Origin of the sequence: Parundibacterium terreum, assembly GCF_014636315.1 — a bacterium.
GTDB classification, from domain to species: Bacteria; Pseudomonadota; Gammaproteobacteria; order Burkholderiales; family Burkholderiaceae_D; genus Undibacterium; species Undibacterium terreum.
In genome coordinates, this window is sequence record NZ_BMED01000001.1 from 998,195 (window position 1) to 1,014,845 (window position 16,651).

Annotated in this window: 11 protein-coding genes; 2 read left to right on the forward strand and 9 right to left on the reverse strand. The window is 59.6% G+C overall.

All coding sequences use genetic code 11. The annotated features are described in order from the left end of the window. Nucleotides 1-24 precede the first annotated feature (24 nt). Nucleotides 25-1,284: an MFS transporter gene (locus IEW12_RS04660; RefSeq protein WP_371874495.1), complete on the reverse strand. Its 1,260-nt coding sequence runs from the start codon at nucleotides 1,282-1,284 to the stop codon at nucleotides 25-27. A gap of 546 nt (nucleotides 1,285-1,830) precedes the next feature. On the opposite strand from IEW12_RS04660, the gene IEW12_RS04665 reads away from it, so the two are divergent. Next, entirely contained in the window at nucleotides 1,831-4,779 is a 2,949-nt protein-coding gene (locus IEW12_RS04665) for a sensor histidine kinase (protein WP_188564785.1), read from the forward strand. A gap of 67 nt (nucleotides 4,780-4,846) precedes the next feature. Here the strand turns inward: IEW12_RS04665 and IEW12_RS04670 are convergent, their stop codons facing one another. From IEW12_RS04670 to IEW12_RS04690, 5 genes are all read right to left on the reverse strand, one after another. Beyond that, a complete protein-coding gene (locus tag IEW12_RS04670) occupies nucleotides 4,847-5,125 on the reverse strand; it encodes a hypothetical protein (protein WP_188564786.1) in 279 nt (92 codons plus the stop codon). A gap of 695 nt (nucleotides 5,126-5,820) precedes the next feature. Continuing rightward, on the reverse strand, nucleotides 5,821-8,949 hold the full coding sequence (locus IEW12_RS04675; RefSeq protein ID WP_188564787.1) for an efflux RND transporter permease subunit: 3,129 nt from the start codon (nucleotides 8,947-8,949) through the stop codon (nucleotides 5,821-5,823). Continuing rightward, nucleotides 8,946-10,517: an efflux RND transporter periplasmic adaptor subunit gene (locus IEW12_RS04680; RefSeq protein ID WP_188564788.1), complete on the reverse strand. Its 1,572-nt coding sequence runs from the start codon at nucleotides 10,515-10,517 to the stop codon at nucleotides 8,946-8,948. The genes IEW12_RS04675 and IEW12_RS04680 overlap by 4 nt, the downstream gene beginning before the upstream one ends. Further along, a complete protein-coding gene (locus IEW12_RS04685) occupies nucleotides 10,514-11,833 on the reverse strand; it encodes a TolC family protein (protein ID WP_188564789.1) in 1,320 nt (439 codons plus the stop codon). Before IEW12_RS04685 ends, IEW12_RS04680 begins: the two co-directional genes overlap by 4 nt. A 73-nt stretch (nucleotides 11,834-11,906) precedes the next feature. Further along, the gene (locus tag IEW12_RS04690) at nucleotides 11,907-12,305 is read right to left on the reverse strand and encodes a hypothetical protein (RefSeq protein WP_188564790.1); all 399 of its coding nucleotides are present in this window, start codon (nucleotides 12,303-12,305) and stop codon (nucleotides 11,907-11,909) included. A 363-nt stretch (nucleotides 12,306-12,668) separates the two neighbouring features. Between IEW12_RS04690 and cynR the strand changes: the two genes are divergently transcribed. After that, nucleotides 12,669-13,580 carry a transcriptional regulator CynR gene (gene cynR / locus IEW12_RS04695; RefSeq protein ID WP_188564791.1) on the forward strand — a complete coding sequence of 304 codons (912 nt, stop codon included), beginning with the start codon at nucleotides 12,669-12,671 and terminating at the stop codon, nucleotides 13,578-13,580. A 6-nt stretch (nucleotides 13,581-13,586) separates the two neighbouring features. Here the strand turns inward: cynR and IEW12_RS04700 are convergent, their stop codons facing one another. From IEW12_RS04700 to IEW12_RS04710, 3 genes are all read right to left on the reverse strand, one after another. Further along, on the reverse strand, nucleotides 13,587-15,044 hold the full coding sequence (locus tag IEW12_RS04700) for a heavy metal sensor histidine kinase (RefSeq protein ID WP_229750918.1): 1,458 nt from the start codon (nucleotides 15,042-15,044) through the stop codon (nucleotides 13,587-13,589). Then, nucleotides 15,041-15,715, reverse strand: coding sequence for a heavy metal response regulator transcription factor (locus tag IEW12_RS04705; protein WP_188564792.1), 675 nt, complete (start codon nucleotides 15,713-15,715; stop codon nucleotides 15,041-15,043). Before IEW12_RS04705 ends, IEW12_RS04700 begins: the two co-directional genes overlap by 4 nt. A 101-nt stretch (nucleotides 15,716-15,816) precedes the next feature. Then, a complete protein-coding gene (locus IEW12_RS04710) occupies nucleotides 15,817-16,596 on the reverse strand; it encodes an alpha/beta fold hydrolase (protein ID WP_371874515.1) in 780 nt (259 codons plus the stop codon). Nucleotides 16,597-16,651 lie beyond the last annotated feature (55 nt).

Below are 16,651 nucleotides of genomic sequence, written 5' to 3' on the forward strand. Positions count from 1 at the left end.
GCGCAGACCTTGCCATAACCCCTGCTACTTGGAAGCAGCCTGCAGCGCAGGAGCTGGCTCCACTCTGCGGTTTGCCCAGATGCGCGACACCAGCAGCCAGGCTGTGATGGAAGTGCCCAGCATCACATAGCCGATGACGTTGAAGTGCTGCAGCTTGCCGTCCGCGCCGTAGCTGATGATGTGGCCGGCCACTACCGAGGCGAGGCCGCCGCACAATTGCTGAATGGCGGAACTGATCGCATTGAAGGCGCCGCGCTGGGCCTGGTCCGGCACGGTGGAAACCAGTGCCTGGAACGGGATCATGCGTGAGAAGATACCCACAAATAAGACGGCATTGACCACGATCAGCACCAGCAAGGATACCGGCGGCAGGTTGGTATAGATCAGCACCATCACGATTGACAGCGCCGTACCGGCCGAAAACACCTTGAACTTGCCGAAAGCATCCGCTGCCCGGCCGATCAGCGGCCCGAAGACGATCGTGCACAGGCCGGTCACCAGGTACACCGTAGGCAGTTCATGCAGACTGATGCCCAGGTTGTTCACGACGAAAGCGCTGCTGAAAGGCATCAGCATGAAACCGCCCGTAGTGAGCAAGGCAACTGCGGCAAACGCGACTATGTACCGTGTATCGGTCAGCGTATGCAGCAAGTGCATCCACGGGCTGCGCTCCTGCGGTATGCCGAGGTGGGCGTTGACCGGTTCCATCTTCCAGGCGACGAACAAGCCGCCGACCAGGCCTATGCCTGCCATCACCAGGAACGGCATATGCCAGTCCCAATGGCTGGACAGATACAGGCTGGCCGGCAGGCCCAGTACCTGACTGGCTGCAAACGCTGTCTGTATCAGGCCCATGACCCTGCCGCGCATCTGCACCGGGAACAGGTCGGTGGAGATAGCCAGCACCACGGAGCCGATCACGCCGCCAAACAGGCCGGTGACAATACGCGCCAGCAGCAGGCTTTCAAAGCTGGTTGCCAGCCCGCACCAGACAGTGCCGAGAATAAAGCCGGTGTAAAAGAACAGCAGTATCTTTTTACGGTCGTAGCGGTCGGCAAAGCCCGCCGCCAGCAAGCCGGATATACCCGCGCTGAAGGCGTAGGCAGAAACGATCAGGCCGAATTGCGAAGGCTCTATGGACAGCGCCGGCATGATGATCGCACCCAGAGGCGACATCAGCATGAAGTCGAGTATCACGGCAAACTGCAAAAAGGCCAGCATGCCGACAACGAGTTTTTGGTAAGGGGAGAACTTGGGCGGCGTAGTCACCGCGCCAGCGGTCACGCTGCACCGCCTGCGGCTGCGGCGCTGCTGCCCGGCGCCGGTTTGATTGTATTTCTTTGTTTCTTCATTTTTTTCCCTGATTCAATATTTTGGAGGGTCATTTTTGCCCTCCTTGCTAGTAAGACGATTCAAAAATAAAAAAATTGCATCAATTTGAAAATATTTTTATGAATGTCTGAATCAGCAAGGATAGCTTAAAAAGCAGACACCGCGATCAATATGGTGACTGCTACCCTGTCGATGCAGGCATGGGCCTGGATTAGAAAAAAGCATCAGAGAGAAACACCAGGGAAAACGCTACGACGCGGCCGCCTATCGGTACAGCCGATAACAGAAGGTGTAAATGTCTGTAAGCGAGATAGATTGCGCTTGCTTAAATAGCGGGCTATAAATACAATCTTGCAACATATACGCCTGCAGTACCTATACCTGTATCACCTCTCAGCACACCCTTCCCCCATGCATCCAAGAGCCCTTCTCTGTTCCGCCATATTGTTTTTTTCCGCGCTCGGAGCAGCCGCAGCAACAGCCGACAGCAATTACCCGATGATAGCGATGCACCACACTGCCTGGGGTGCAAAAGACGGTGCGCCGGGGCGGGTCACCAGCATGGCGCAAACCCCGGATGGCTGGCTGTGGCTGGCGACGTCGCGCGGCTTGTTTCGCTTTGACGGCGTCAGCTTTGAAAAATACCAGAGCCAGCAACAGCCGCTCAGCTCATCCAATGTCAGCACAGTGGGCACCCTGCCCTCCGGCGCGCTGTGGATAGCCTACCGCCTTGGGGGCCTGAGCTTGCTGCAGAATGGCAAGATCATCCACCTAGGCAGCAAAGACGGCCTTCCGGGATCGGCGGTGCGCTTCGTTGTGCAAGACCAGGATGGCGGAATCTGGATAGGCACGCCCAGCGGCCTGCTATATAAAGAGGCCCGTGCCAGCAGCTGGCATCTGGTCAAGATAGACGGCGTCAGCGAACGCACGCGCATTTCCTCCATGCTGCTAGATGACAGGGGCACGCTATGGGTCAGGACGCTGGAAGCCACGGTGTCACTGGCGCGCGGAGAAAAAGAGTTTCGTCGCGTGGCGGACGGCGGCAGCTTTGGCCAGATCGCCAAGGCGCCGGACGGCAGCATATGGATGTGCGACCTGGACAAGCCGGGCATACAGATGCTGAGCCCACCGCTAAAAGGCCAGGCCCCGCATTTTCCAGACTTGCCGGCATCCAATTACCTGTTCTTTGATCCGCAGGGCAATCTCTGGCTCACGCCCAACAAGGAGTTCGGCGTGATGCGGGTAGAACGCGAAGATGTCAGCGCGCGCATCAGTACCATAGATGAACCGCAAAGCCTGACCGGAACGCCCAATGCAGTATTGGTAGACCAGGAAGGCAATATCTGGATAGGCACCGGCAAGGGCGTAGACCGTTTCCGCCGCAACCGGCTGGAAGCCATCGATACACCCGACTATATCGCCGACGCCCGCCCCTTTGCCGCCGGCCCCAATGGCAGCCTGCGGGTGGACCGCTATATCCTGGAGCATCCAGGCCAGCAAGATGCAAAGACCACGCTGGTCGGCCCTGCGGAAACCTCCAAGAACATCACGACCAATGTATATAACGACCCGGACGGCAGCTTTTGGATAGGCGCGATAGATGGGCTGGCGCATATCTTGGACGGCAAACGCATAGACATTGATCCGCCCAGCATGGCAAGGAAAGACGGCCCCGTGTCTGGCCTGGTCAAGGATCGCCAGGGGCGGCTGTGGATGGCACGCGGAAAGACCTATGCACTGGAGAATGGCGTCTGGACAGAGGGCGGCGGCATTCCCGAGCTGAAAAGCTTCACCACCAATGTGCTGTTCTGCGACTCCAGAGGGCGCATCTGGTTTGGCGGCATAGGCAATCAGATCGCGATACTGGACGGCACGCAGATACGCCTGCGGGGAGATGCCGAAGGCCTGCACCTGGGTTCCATCAAGCAGATTACCGAGCATGACGGCGAATTCTGGATAGGCGGCGAAAGCGGCGTGGCCCGCTACGACGGCAAGCATTTTACAAATATCATGGGCACGGGTAGCGACAGCTTCGCCGGGGCATCCGGCCTGATCTTCAATGCCAAAGGCAGCCTGTGGATCAACGGCCTGGACGGCATCAGCGGCATCTCCGCTGAAGAACTGGGCAAGGCAAAACGCGATGCCGCCTACAAGGTCAAATTCCAGCGCTACGATTTCCTGGATGGGTTGAAAGGCACGCCTTCGCAATTTCCGCAAACCCCGACCGCAATCCTGGGCACGGACGGCAAGATGTGGTTCGGCACATCTTACGGTATCTACCATGTGGACCCGGACCAGATGCAACTCAACCCGCTGCGCCCCACGGTAGCGATCCGCCATCTGCGCTCGGGCGACAATGTATTCGATAGCGAGTCCGCGCAATCCCTGTCGCTGCCTCCCGGCACGACCTCGGCGCAGATCGCCTACACCGCGCTCAGCCTCACCGTGCCGGAGCGCATGCAGTTCAGGTATAGGCTGGATGGCGTGGACAAGACCTGGCAAGACGCCGGCAACCGCCGCACTGCCTTTTATACCGGCCTGGAGCCGGGCAGCTATCACTTCCATGTGATTGCTTCCAACAATGACGGCTTGTGGAATGATACCGGCGCCACGCTGGATTTTACAATACAGCCCAGCTTTATCCAGACGCTCTGGTTCAAGCTGCTGTGCGCGATCGCAGCGCTATTCCTGCTGTATATCGCCTACCGCTGGCGGCTCGACCATGTCACCAGGCGCATGCGCGAGCGCCTGCAGGAACGTTTGCTGGAGCGCGAGAGAATCGCCCGCACCCTGCACGACACGCTGCTGCAGGGCGTGCAGATCCTGACGATGCGTTTCCAGTTTGCGATTGACCGGCTACCCGCCGATTTGCCGGAGCGCTTGCTGATGGAAAAAGCGCTGGATGCTGCCGACCAGGTCGTGGTGGATGCCCGCAACCAGGTGATGGATCTGCGCTCGGCCCCCGACATAAGCACGGCACTGAACCATATGGTCGTGGAGCTGACGGAATCCATGCAGCCTCAGCAGAAAGCCGCCTGCGAAGCCAGGGTCACGGGCGAGCCGCGCGAACTGAAGCCTTTCATCCGCGAAGAGATCGTCAGCATCGCCAGGGAGGCTGTCATCAATGCACTGAAGCATGCCGACGCCAGCCGCATCGAGATCAGGCTGGACTATAGCAATGCCGGTCTGTTGCTGACGGTAAAGGACGATGGCTGCGGCATAGCACCTGCGATATTGAACTCCGGCAGCCGGGCCGGCCATTGGGGCATTCCCGGCATGCGCGAACGCGCTGCGGAACTGAAAACCACATTGGTAATCAATAGCGGGAATAGCGCCGGAACAGAGATATTGCTCAGCGTTGCAGCGCAACTGGCCTACAGCGAAGCGGCACACAGTACACCATGGAGCAACTTAAAAGCGCGGGTAAAAATCTTGATGGGCTGCTAGCAGGAAAAACCGGGGCTTTGCGCCGGGCCGCGCAAGGCGACCCGGGCGCAAATCCGCTTAGCGGGAATTACTCAGGATGCTTGGCGGTGGAAACGTTGGAAGTTTCCTTCGGTGCGTCGCAGCGATATTTTTTGCGCAGCTCATCGCTCAGATCAGGGGATGCGCACTGCTTCTGATTCTTCGACAGGAAGTGCTTGCGGCCCTTGACCGTGTTGGTCTTGGGCGTGGAACTGGCGCTAGCGCTGGCAGCCGGTGCAGAGGCAGGTGCACTGGACGCTTGCGCAAAGGCAAGGACGCTTGTTCCAGATAACAGCAATGCAAGGGCTAGCGATTTTGCGTTGAACATGTAGATCTCCTCGATGCAAAGAAATAAAAGCATCCCGGTCTTCGCCAGGATGCCGGTAAGCGCGCCAGCGATGAGTCACTCTAGCGCATGCCTAGGATACAGGTTTATTCTGGCTTGCATGGACGGGCTGCAAAATCTGTCGTTTATGAGCTATCGCCCCTCCCCTTGGTGCAGCGCCGTGCGCAATTAACTTGATGCCCCATGCCCGCTTTTCGGGGTGAGCCATGCATACCGCGCACTGCTTTTTTGCAACGCAAAACGCATGCTAAGCGCTAACAAAAAATGGCGCCAGCTGTCATTTTTTTCAGTCGAAAATCGGCCACGGCAAGCATATTATTTTATCGATGGCAAGCGTTTTTTAAGCTTAACAAGCGGCAAACTTATCCACAGATTCTGTGAATAATTAGCCTAAAACTCACGCTTTTTTCAGGGCGCTTCATAGAGGAAGGAGATTTCCGCATCGGCGTGCTAAAAATATAGGCAGGCTGCAATATTTTCAACTATTCGCATGGCTCGACCTGCCGATTTTTTCTCCCCGCCGTTAAAAAAACCACTATTTTCGGCCATCAGGCCAAAATGCATTTGGCCGGTATTCCCCTGTTTTTCGTGCCGCCTCCGATAACCCAGCACTTCAAAGTCTGGCCTCGCCCGCCCCTTCTTTGGGGCGCAAGCGTCCCTCATGAGCACTGCCGGCGTTACCCGACAATTTGCCTGCGTCGTATCAGCAGATAGACCACCGGCACAACCAGCATCGACAGCAGCGGCGCCGTGATCATACCCCCTACCATCGGGGCTGCGATTCTCTGCATGACTTCAGAGCCGGTGCCCGCGCCGAGCATGATGGGCACAAGGCCGGCGATGATCACTGCCACCGTCATCGCCTTGGGCCTGACCCGCAATACCGCGCCTTCACGTATCGCCTCCAGCAGATCTGCCTCAGACACCCTGCCCGCCGCCAGGCGCTCTTCCCAGGCATTCTTCAAGTACAGCAGCATGATCACGCCGAACTCGGCAGAGACCCCCGCCAGCGCGATAAATCCTACCCCGCTGGCTACCGACAGGTTATGCCCGAGCAGCCATAGCAGCCAGATACCGCCTGCCAGGGCAAACGGCAGCGTCGCCATGATCAGCGCAGCTTCATCAACCCGCTTGAAAGTCAGGTACAGCAGCACAAAGATGATCAACAAGGTGGCCGGCACCACGATCTTCAGCTTGGCCGTGGCGCGTTCCAGATATTCAAACTGCCCGGACCAGGATACCGAATACCCGGTCGGCAATTTCACCTCTTTGGCGACCACCTGCTGCATCTCATGCACTGCCGAGCTCAGGTCGCGCCCGCGGATATCGACATACACCCAGCCGGACAGGCGCGCATTCTCGCTCTTCAGCATGGGCGGGCCGTCATTGATACGGATCGCAGCGACATCACCCAGCCGGATTTGCGCGCCGCGCTCGGTCAGCACCGGCAACTGGCGCAGCTTTTCGACCGAATCCCGCACTTCCCGCGGATAGCGTACATTGATGGGGAAACGCTGCAAACCCTCCACCGTCTCGCCGATATTGTCGCCACCGATGGCGGCAGACACTATGCTCTGCACGTCGGCAATGTTGAGGCCGTAGCGTGCCGCCGCATCGCGGTCGATATGGATGTCGATATAACGCCCGCCATTCAGCCTTTCCGCCAGCGCAGAGGATACGCCTGGCAGCTTTTTGACGGCACGTTCTATCTCGCCGGTGATGCGGTCTATCTCTTCCAGGCTGGTGCCGGCCACCTTCACGCCCACCGGGCTTTTAATGCCGGTCGCCAGCATGTCAATGCGGTTGCGGATCGGCGGCACCCAGATATTGGACAAGCCCGGCACCTTGACGATGCGATCCAGCTCCTCCACCAGCTTGTCCGGCGTCATGCCGACCCGCCATTGCTCACGCGGCTTGAACTGGATGGTGGTTTCAAACATTTCCAGCGGTGCCGGGTCGGTCGCCGATTCAGCCCGCCCCGCCTTGCCGAACACGCTTTGCACTTCCGGTACAGTCTTGATCAGGCGGTCGGTCTGTTGCAGCAATTCCGATGCCTTGCCAATACTGATGCCCGGCAGGGCCGACGGCATGTACAGCAGATCACCCTCGTCCAGCGGCGGCATGAACTCGCCGCCCAGGCGCGAGATCGGCCAGATCGTGGCAACAGCGATGATTGCTGCAATCAACAGCGTCGCCCTGGGGAAGCGCAATACGCGTTCCAGCAAAGGGCGATACAGCGCGATCAGCCAGCGGTTCAATGGATTTTTCTGTTCCTCGGGGATGCGTCCGCGTATCAGGTAGCCCATCAGCACCGGAATCAATGTGACGGACAAGCCAGCCGCCGCAGCCATTGCATAGGTCTTGGTGAAGGCCAACGGGGCAAACAGCCGCCCTTCCTGCGCCTCCAGCGTAAACACCGGGATAAAGGACAATACGATGATCAACAGAGAGAAGAACAAGGCTGGTCCGACCTCGGCCGCTGCATCGCCGATCACGCGCCAATGCGCTTCACCGGCCAGTTTTTCACCGGGATGGGCATGATTCCAGGCCTCGATATGCTTGTGCGCATTTTCTATCATGACCACCGCCGCATCCACCATCGCGCCGACGGCAATGGCGATACCGCCCAGCGACATGATATTGGCGTTGACTCCCTGGTAATACATGATGATGTATGCGGCCAGGATGCCCAGCGGCAGCGATACTATCGCCACCAGCGCAGAGCGCAAGTGAAACAGAAAGACCGCGCATACCAATGCCGCCACGATGAATTCCTCGATCAGCCTGTGCTCCAGGTTGGTCACCGCGCGCTTGATCAGCTTGGAACGGTCATAGGTGGGAACGATCTCGACACCAGGCGGCAGGCTGGATTTGAGCTTGTCCAGTTTAGCCTTGACGGCCTCTATGGTCTCCAGTGCATTTTTGCCGGAGCGCATCACGATCACGCCGCCGGCGACTTCACCTTCGCCGTCCAGGTCGGCCAGGCCGCGCCGGGTTTCCGGCCCGACCTGGATGCGCGCCACATCACCCAACCTGACGGACACGCCGGCCTCGGTAGTCATCAACGGTATCTTGCGGAAATCATCCAGCGATTGCAGGTAGCCGGAAGAGCGCACCATATACTCCGCCTCGCCCAGCTCCAGCACCGAGCCGCCCGATTCCTGGTTGGCCTTTTGCACTGCCTCGATGATTTTTCCGTGCGGGATGTTATAGGCTCTGAGCTTGTCCGGGTCCAGCACAATTTGGTATTGGCGTGCCATGCCGCCTATGCTGGCCACTTCCGACACATTCGGCACCGCCTTCAGCTCAAACTTCAGGAACCAGTCCTGGTAGGCACGCAGTTGCGACAAGTCCATCTTGCCGCTGCGGTCCACCAGCACATATTCATACACCCAGCCGACGCCGGTGGCGTCCGGCCCCAGCGCGGTCTTGGCCTGTGGCGGCAGCCGCGACTGCACCTGGTTCAGGTATTCCAGCACCCGCGAGCGCGCCCAGTACGGATCGGTGCCATCCTCAAACAGGATGTACACGAAGGAATCGCCAAAGAAGGAATAGCCGCGCACCGTCTTCGCACCCGGTACCGACAGCATCGTCGTTGTCAGCGGGTAGGTCACCTGGTTTTCCACAATCTGCGGCGCCTGGCCAGGATAGCTGGTGCGGATGATCACCTGCACATCCGACAAATCGGGGATGGCGTCCAGCGGCGTACGCGACAAGGACCACACGCCCCAGGCAGCAAGCAGCACCGTTGCCAGCAGCACCAGGAAGCGGTTGGCGATAGACCAGCGTATCAGTTTGGCCATCATGGCTTGGCTCCTGCGTTCGCCGGCTTCACGGTCGGTGTAATGCTGGCGATCTGGAACATACCTCCCTGCACGGGTTGGATATCGAAGATCACGCTGTCACCCACCTCCACATTGCGCGGCAAGCCATTCGCCGGCAATTTGAAGCCCATCGTCATCGCCCCCCATTGCAGGCTGGGAATGGGACCATGCGAGATGGTGATATCGCCTTTGCCGATTTTCTCGACTTTGCCTTCGCCATGGTGGGTTTTGGCCGGCGCTTTACCGGATGCTTGATCATTGCCCGGAGTAGCACTCTCTCCCATACTGCCGCCCATGCGGCTGCTGGTGCCGCGCAAGCTGGCCTCGGAATCGATCAGGAACTGGCCAGACACCACGACCTTCTGGCCGGCTTCCAGGCCCTTGCGTATTTCAGTCTGGCCATTGGCCTCCGCGCCGGTCTCGACATCCGTGGGCAGCAAACTGCCGCCACCCTGGGCCAGCATCACCACGCTGCGGGTCCCGGTCTGGATGATGGCTTCGGTCGGCACCAGCAACACAGCCTTGGCGGCTGCCGGATTGAAGCTGACAGTGGCAAACATGCCCGGCAGCAGTCGCCCGCCTGGATTGGCCAGCTCCATGCGCGCCACCAGCGTACGGGTGGCGGCGCTCACCTGCGGCAGCAGCGCACCGACTTTGCCCTTAAAAATCGTACCGGGCAGAGAAGGCGTACGGGCCTCGACAACATCGCCGGGGCGCACCTGGGCAGCGGCGCTCTCCGGGACCTCGGCATTGATCCAGACCGTGTCCATTCCATTGATACGAAACAGCGGCGCGCCCATTGCCACGCTCATGCCCTCGCGCGCTGCCAGTTCGGCGATCACGCCATTGGCCGGGGCGCTAATGCTGATGCGCGCATGCACCTTGCCGCTGGATGTCACCAGGCGAATCTGCTCATCGCTCATGCCGGCTAGCCGCATGCGCTGGCGCGCGCCGTCCAGCACGGCATCCATGCTGCCATCCGTCCTGCCATCCATTGCGCCAGCTTGCATGCGCCGCACAGCCAGGTATTCTTCCTGTGCGGCGATCCAGTCCGGCACGTACAACTCAGCCAGTACCTGTCCTTTTTTTACCGTATCCAACGGCGCGCGGATATACAGTTTTTCAACAAAACCGTTGCTGCGCGCCTGCACCAGCGCCACATCGCGCTCGTTATAGGCAACACTGCCAACCGCCGTCAGCGCCGACGCCAGGCTGCCCTGGACCACTTCAGCAGTGCGTATGCCCAGATTTTGCTGCACACGCGGGCTGATGCTGACCTTGCCATCATCATCCCCACCATCGGCATACACCGGCACCAGTTGCATATCCATGAAAGGCGATTTGCCCGGCTTGTCGAACTTCTGCGCCGGCACCATGGGATCGTGCCAGTACAGCACTTTCTTATCGCCCGCTGCCTGCGCGCCCGCAGCGGAGGGTATTTCAGAAGCCTGGGGCGCTGCCTGCTGCCGGCCCAGTGTATAGAAGCCAAAGGCAGTAGCGCCCAGCACGCCTGCAGCCAGCAGCGCCAGGAAGAGTTTGTTCTTGCTCATTGCATATCCTTATTCATTTCCATCGCCGGGCTGCCGGTAACGGCGTCGTCCGGTGTCAGGTAATTAAGTTGCGCCCACAGGCGAGCAGCATCCATTTGCAGTTGCAGCGACTGCAAGCGCACGTCGATCTCGCTGCGGCGGGCCGCCAGCAGTTCGACCAGTGTGGCCTTGCCGCCCCGGTAGCCGGCCAGCGTGGCCTGGCTGCGGTCCCTGGCCAGCGGCAGCAGCTCGCGCTCATAACGGGCCTGGCGCTCGCGGGTGTTTTGCCATTCATTGATCATGTTGCGGGTCTCGGCGATATGCTCACGCAGCATCTCCTCGCGCTCTGCCTTGGCCTGCTCTACCAGGGCCAGCTTGGCCGACAGCTCGCGGTCCTGGCGGTTTTTGCGGTCAAACTGGAATGGAATCGATACGCCGACCGAGATCATGTTGGAATAAGCAGGCCCACGCTGCTGGTAGGCAAGCTCCACACTCCAATCGGATTTTTTATTAGCTTCTGCCAGCCTGGCATCGGTCTCCACGATGTCTTGCTGCCGGGCCAGCACGCCTATCTGCGGGTGGTGGGCTAGCTGGGTATCGAGGGCCGCCGGGTCCAGCCGTATCGCCCCGGTAGCCGGGGTGCCTGCCAGCGGTTGATCGGCAGCATTGCCTATCCAGCGCGCTAGCGTGGTGCGGGCATTGAGCAGGCGACGCTGCATTTCGCTGCCGCGGTCTTCAACGCCGGCCAGTGCACTGCGGGCGACATACAGATCAGCCTGGCTGCCACGCCCGCCGCGATAAGCGGCTTCGGCGGCCTGTATCTCCAGCCTTGCCTGCGCGGCTTGCTCGTCCAGCACGGCTAGCATTTGCTCGGTGTAGTAGCGATCCAGCCAGGCCAGCGCAGTGTCCCGCTCTATTGCCGCCATGGTGACGACTTTCTCCGCAGCGGCCTTATCCGCCTCGCGCTCATAGCGCCGGGTGCGCAACTGGCGCTTATCCGAGCGTGTGATTTCCTGCGACACACCGACTCTGCGCATGGTCATGAAATCACTGGTCAGGCTAAGACGGTCCTGGCCGTTGACCGGCAGATTGTCGATGCCGGCTTTGAGAATCGGATCGGGAAGCTGGCCGGCAGCCACCGCCATATCGCGCAGGGCCGACACAGCATAGTCCTGCGCTACCAGTTGGCGCGAACGTTCCACGGCACGGCGCTGGGCGTCTGCTAGCGTCAGCGCAGAATCAGCAGCAAATACGGCCGGAGCATGAGAGGCGCCGGCAACAAGAATAAGCAGGCAGGCCAGAACCGGCCTGCAGCTTGAGTAAAACGGGTGTGACATAAAACCTCCAGAATGCAGCGAATCACATCACGGTAAGAAATGCAGTGATGACGGATAGGGCAATCTGGAAGTGTTAAATGCGGAAGCAGCAGTGCTGGATAGACAGCGGCGGAGCGGTGGCCCGCGCCAGCAGGTCGCCGGCGGGCTCTATGGAAACGGGGTGGCTTTGATCAACGACAGCCTGTACGACCAGGCTCAGTGCGCCGGGAATAAAGGGCTGGACGGCTGGAAAATCCGGTTTATCCAATGTTTGCTTGCCGTCCTGTGCATAGGCATGGCACAAAGCCGGCTGCTGCATGTCCATGCCATCGCATCCGGCCATGCCTTGCATAGCGGGCTGGCTAAACGCGTGCCCACCCGGCCCAATACTAGTGCCCGGACAGACATAGCCCGCCACCGCAAGCTGCATGAACAGCATGCTGACCAGCGCGAGGAGCGCGCCCAGATAGCGGGTAGGACGACGTAGGGACATAGGGTCTTACAATTTACAAACAATTGGCTAATGATAGGCAGTGCGGCAGTTTGCTGTCAATCAAAGAAAATTCAAATGAAATTCAAATGAAATTCAGCGGCACTGCACTTGGTCGGTTTGAATGTCAAACCCTTACAACGACATGATAAACCTTGCCATAAGGGTAAGGTCAAGTCTCTTGTTGGCTCACTACACTCCTGCCGTTATCCCGCAGTGATTGCCCAGCTAACGCGGCGAGCACAGCCACTTCAGGGCGGGCCGCGCCCCTTCATCCCGGTCGGGCTTTATGTTATAAACGAGACACTCAAGAGCCTGTAGTGAATTTCCGCCAGACCAAACATCCTATCAACCATCCTTTCGACCATGCTATTAAGACACCTGCGCTACTTGCTCGCCGTTGCCGAACACGGTAATTTCACCCGTGCGGCGGATGCCCTGCATGTGTCGCAGCCTACGCTGTCGCAGCAGATACGGCAGTTGGAAGAACTGCTGCAAGTGCAGTTGCTGGACAGGTCAGGCCGCATGGTGCGGCTGACCGATGCCGGCTCCACCTACCTGCACTATGTGCGCAATGCACTGCGCGAACTGGAAGCGGGACGGCGGGCGATACAGGATATCCAGGACCTCAGCCGGGGCGAGCTGCGCATAGGCCTCACTCCCAACTTCACGCACTACCTGGTGGGGCCGCTGATGGAGCGCTTTAACGAGCACTATCCGCATATCGCAATCCAGTTACTGGAGATGACGCAGGACGGCATAGAAGCCGCACTGGCGGAGGACAAGCTGGAGCTGGGCATCGCCTTTGTCGATGCGCAGGGCCATACCCGTTCGGCGGAGATCGCCAGCCGCCCGCTGTTCACGGAAAAGCTGAGCCTGATCACCGGCACCGCGCACCGGGCCAAACCCAAAAAGCTGAAGCTGAGCATAGATAATCTACAGGGCGAGGCACTGGCGCTGCTGACCGGCGACTTTGCCACGCGCCAGCACATAGACCGCTTCTTCAAGGTGCAAGGTGTGGCGCCGCCGGTGGCGATGGAGGCCAATTCCATCAATGCCATCGTGGAGATTGTCCGCCATGGCAAGCTGTTCACGATCTTGCCGGACTATACGGTCAGCATGTATGAGGGCCTGCGCCCGCTGCAACTGGAACCTGCGCTGCCGCCGCGCACGGTAGCGCTGCTGCGCCGCAAGGGCGCCTATGTCAGCGCAGCGGCACGCGCATTTGAGACCTTGCTGATAGAGACGGTAAAAGACTATCCGCTGGCAGCGGCCTGATCAAGGCTAGGCAGCAGGTTTGGCCGGAAAGAACAGGCTGAAGCGTGTGACACCATTGCTGCTGGCCGCCTCCCACTTACCCTGATGCAGCAGCATGATGCTGCGCACGATGGACAGGCCCAGGCCGCTGGCTTCGTCTGATCCGCGGCGGGATGGATCGGCACGGTAGAAGCGGTCAAACAGGCGGGACAAATGGTGCGCCTCTATGGTGGGGCCGGCATTTTTCACTACCATCAACGTTCCGGCGGCGCTCTGCTCCACCGCCAGCGTGATCTCGGTGCCCTCGTCCGCATAGCGCACTGCATTGGACAGCAGATTGGCTACCGCCCGGCGCAACAGGTTGGCATCGGCCCAGACCTTGCCCTCGCCTTTACACACAATCCAGATCCCACGCTCTTCTGCCAGGCCTTCAAAATACTCGCACTGGCGCTCCAGTTCTTCGGCCACATCCAGCGTGGCGCACTCTATCGCATTGTCAGCATGCTCGGCACGGGCCAGGAACAGCATATTGTCGGTCATCTTGGACAGGCGTTGCAGCTCTTCAAAATTGGAACCCAGCAGCTTTTCGTAATAGGCCACATCGCGCTTCTGGCCCAGCGCTACTTCGGTCTGGCCCAGCAGGTTGCCGATGGGCGTGCGCAGGTCATGCGCCATATCGGCTGATACCTGGCTCAGCTGGGCAAAGCTGGTTTCCAGCCTGTCCAGCATGGTGTTGAAGGCATCGATTAGCGGTGCCAGTTCGCGCGGCGTGTTTTTACTCGCAATACGGACGGACAGGTTGCGGATGCCGATGGAAGCGGTCTGGTCTGCCAGGCGGCGCAGCGGCAGCAAGCCCCGACGCACGATCCAGTATGCCAGTAAAGCGATTAGTATGGCCGCCGCCAGGGATACCGCGATGATCTGGTCACGGTATCCGGCCAGCATACGGGTGCGCTCTGTCAGCAGGCGGCCGGTGATGATCTGCAGTTCATGCGGCGCATCCTCGGTATGCGCACTGGCAGACAGGGTAATGAAAGGCGTGCCTTTTTCCATCGTATGCTGTACGGCGGCCAGCGACAGTGTCGCACCTATCGGCATCGGCCCCATGTCCGGCACGGTGATCTTGCCGGGATTGACTTCCAGCAGCGGCGCCTGGCCGGGGTACTTCAGCACCAGCAGCGCCTCATGGTTGCCCAGCATATTGCCGAACAGCTCGGGCTTTTTTTGTATCATGTCCAGCAGGTCTTCATCGCGCAGCAAGGCGCGTATCTGCTCCACACGGTTGATCAGTGCCGCATCGTCGCGTAACATTAATTGCTTTTCCAGCGCGCCGTACAGCAGATAACCGGCGCTTGCCAGCACCGCGAAGGCGACCGCGGCAAACAGCAGCACCAGCCGCCAGATCAGCGAATGGCGGCTCACGCTGCCCGCACGACTCACACCGCGGACAGCGTCCGCTGCGGCGGAACCCGCAAGCTCGCTCACGCTTCCACCTCGCAGCGGTAGCCCACGCCATGCACGGTGTGGATCAGGCGCACTTCAAACGGCTCGTCTATCTTCTTGCGCAGGCGGCGCACGGCGACATCGACCACATTGGTGTCGCTGTCAAAATTCATATCCCACACCCGCGATGCAATCAGTGAGCGTGACAATACCTGGCCCTGGTTCAGCACAAACAACTGCAGCAAGGCAAATTCCTTGTTGGTCAGCGTGATGCGGTTGCCGGCGCGGCTGACGCGGCGCTTGGGGATATCGACCTGCATGTCGGCGATTTCCAGTACATCTTCCTGGCGCACCTGGTTGCCGCGCCGCAGCGCTACCTTGATACGCGCCAGCAGCTCGGCAAATGAAAAGGGTTTCACCAGATAATCGTCCGCGCCCAGCTCCAGGCCTTTCAGCTTGTCTTCCAGCGTGCCGCGCGCAGTGAGGAACAGCACCGGAGTATTGGCGCTCTTATCCAGTTTTTCCATCACCTGCCAGCCATCCATGCCGGGCATCATCACATCCAGCACGATCAGGTCGTAGCGAAACTCGCGCGCCATATGCAGGCCGTCGCTACCGTTATTGGCCACGTCCACCACATAACCGGATTCAGTCAGGCCGTTGCGCAGGTATTCGCCCGCTTTCAGTTCGTCTTCAATGACCAGAATTTTCACGTTGCTGCTCCATGCATGAGTATTCCACGGCAGACAATTGCCGCGCAGTGATGCCCAATTTTACTCCAGCCCGGCAACGCCGGGCCAGGAGGCTGCATCGCTTATTTGGCCAGCGACTGCTTGGCTGCATCTTCTATCATTGCCGCTACTTCCTTGGCGCGGGAGATATAGATGGTGTGTGCGCCTTCCACTTCTACTGTATGGCTGTGGGCACGGGCAGCGTACATGCGTTCCAGATCGGGGTTGATGGCACGGTCGCTCCTGGCCACCATATACCAGCTAGGCTTCACGCGCCATGCAGGGTTGGTGATCAATGTAGTGTTGACGCGCGCTGCAGGCGGCATTTGCGAGTGGGCCATGAACTCCGCCTGGTCTGCCGGCAAGTCCGCCGCAAAATCTTCGCGGAAGTGGGCAGGATCGACAAAGACGAAACCGTCAGGCGTGACTTGCGTACGGATCTGGCCCGGCAGCTTGGCCTTGTTGGAGGCGGTGGATTCACCTTCATCCGGCATGTGTGCGGCGATATACACCAGGCCAGCCACGTGCGCATCGGTACCGGCTTGCGTGATCACTGCGCCGCCATAGCTATGGCCAACCAGGATGGCGGGGCCGTTCTGGCGATCCAGCACGCGCTTGGTAGCAGCCACGTCTTCTTCCAGCGAAGTCAGCGGCTCTTGCACGATGCTGACGTTGTAGCCGTCCTTGGTCAGGATGTCATACACCGGCTTCCAGGTAGAGCCATCGGCAAACTGGCCGTGCACCAGCACAACGTTCTTGACCGGGTCTTGGGCAGCATCAGTGGTGGCAGCAGATGCGGAGGTCGCCGTAGTGGCGGCAAATGCCAGCACCAGCGATGCCGTGATCAGGCTCATGGCAGTCATCTTGCCAGCGGCACGGGAAGACAGGGAAGCACGAACAGTGCCGCGGGCAACGGAC

Coding starts and splice junctions, on each gene's coding strand:
- IEW12_RS04680 (WP_188564788.1), bottom strand. CDS start 10,517: ATGAGCAAGAACAAACTCTTCCTGGCGCTGCTGGCTGCAGGCGTGCTG.
- IEW12_RS04665 (WP_188564785.1), top strand. CDS start 1,831: ATGATAGCGATGCACCACACTGCCTGGGGTGCAAAAGACGGTGCGCCG.
- IEW12_RS04710 (WP_371874515.1), bottom strand. CDS start 16,596: ATGACTGCCATGAGCCTGATCACGGCATCGCTGGTGCTGGCATTTGCC.
- IEW12_RS04685 (WP_188564789.1), bottom strand. CDS start 11,833: ATGTCACACCCGTTTTACTCAAGCTGCAGGCCGGTTCTGGCCTGCCTG.
- IEW12_RS04690 (WP_188564790.1), bottom strand. CDS start 12,305: ATGTCCCTACGTCGTCCTACCCGCTATCTGGGCGCGCTCCTCGCGCTG.
- IEW12_RS04675 (WP_188564787.1), bottom strand. CDS start 8,949: ATGATGGCCAAACTGATACGCTGGTCTATCGCCAACCGCTTCCTGGTG.
- IEW12_RS04670 (WP_188564786.1), bottom strand. CDS start 5,125: ATGTTCAACGCAAAATCGCTAGCCCTTGCATTGCTGTTATCTGGAACA.
- cynR (WP_188564791.1), top strand. CDS start 12,669: ATGCTATTAAGACACCTGCGCTACTTGCTCGCCGTTGCCGAACACGGT.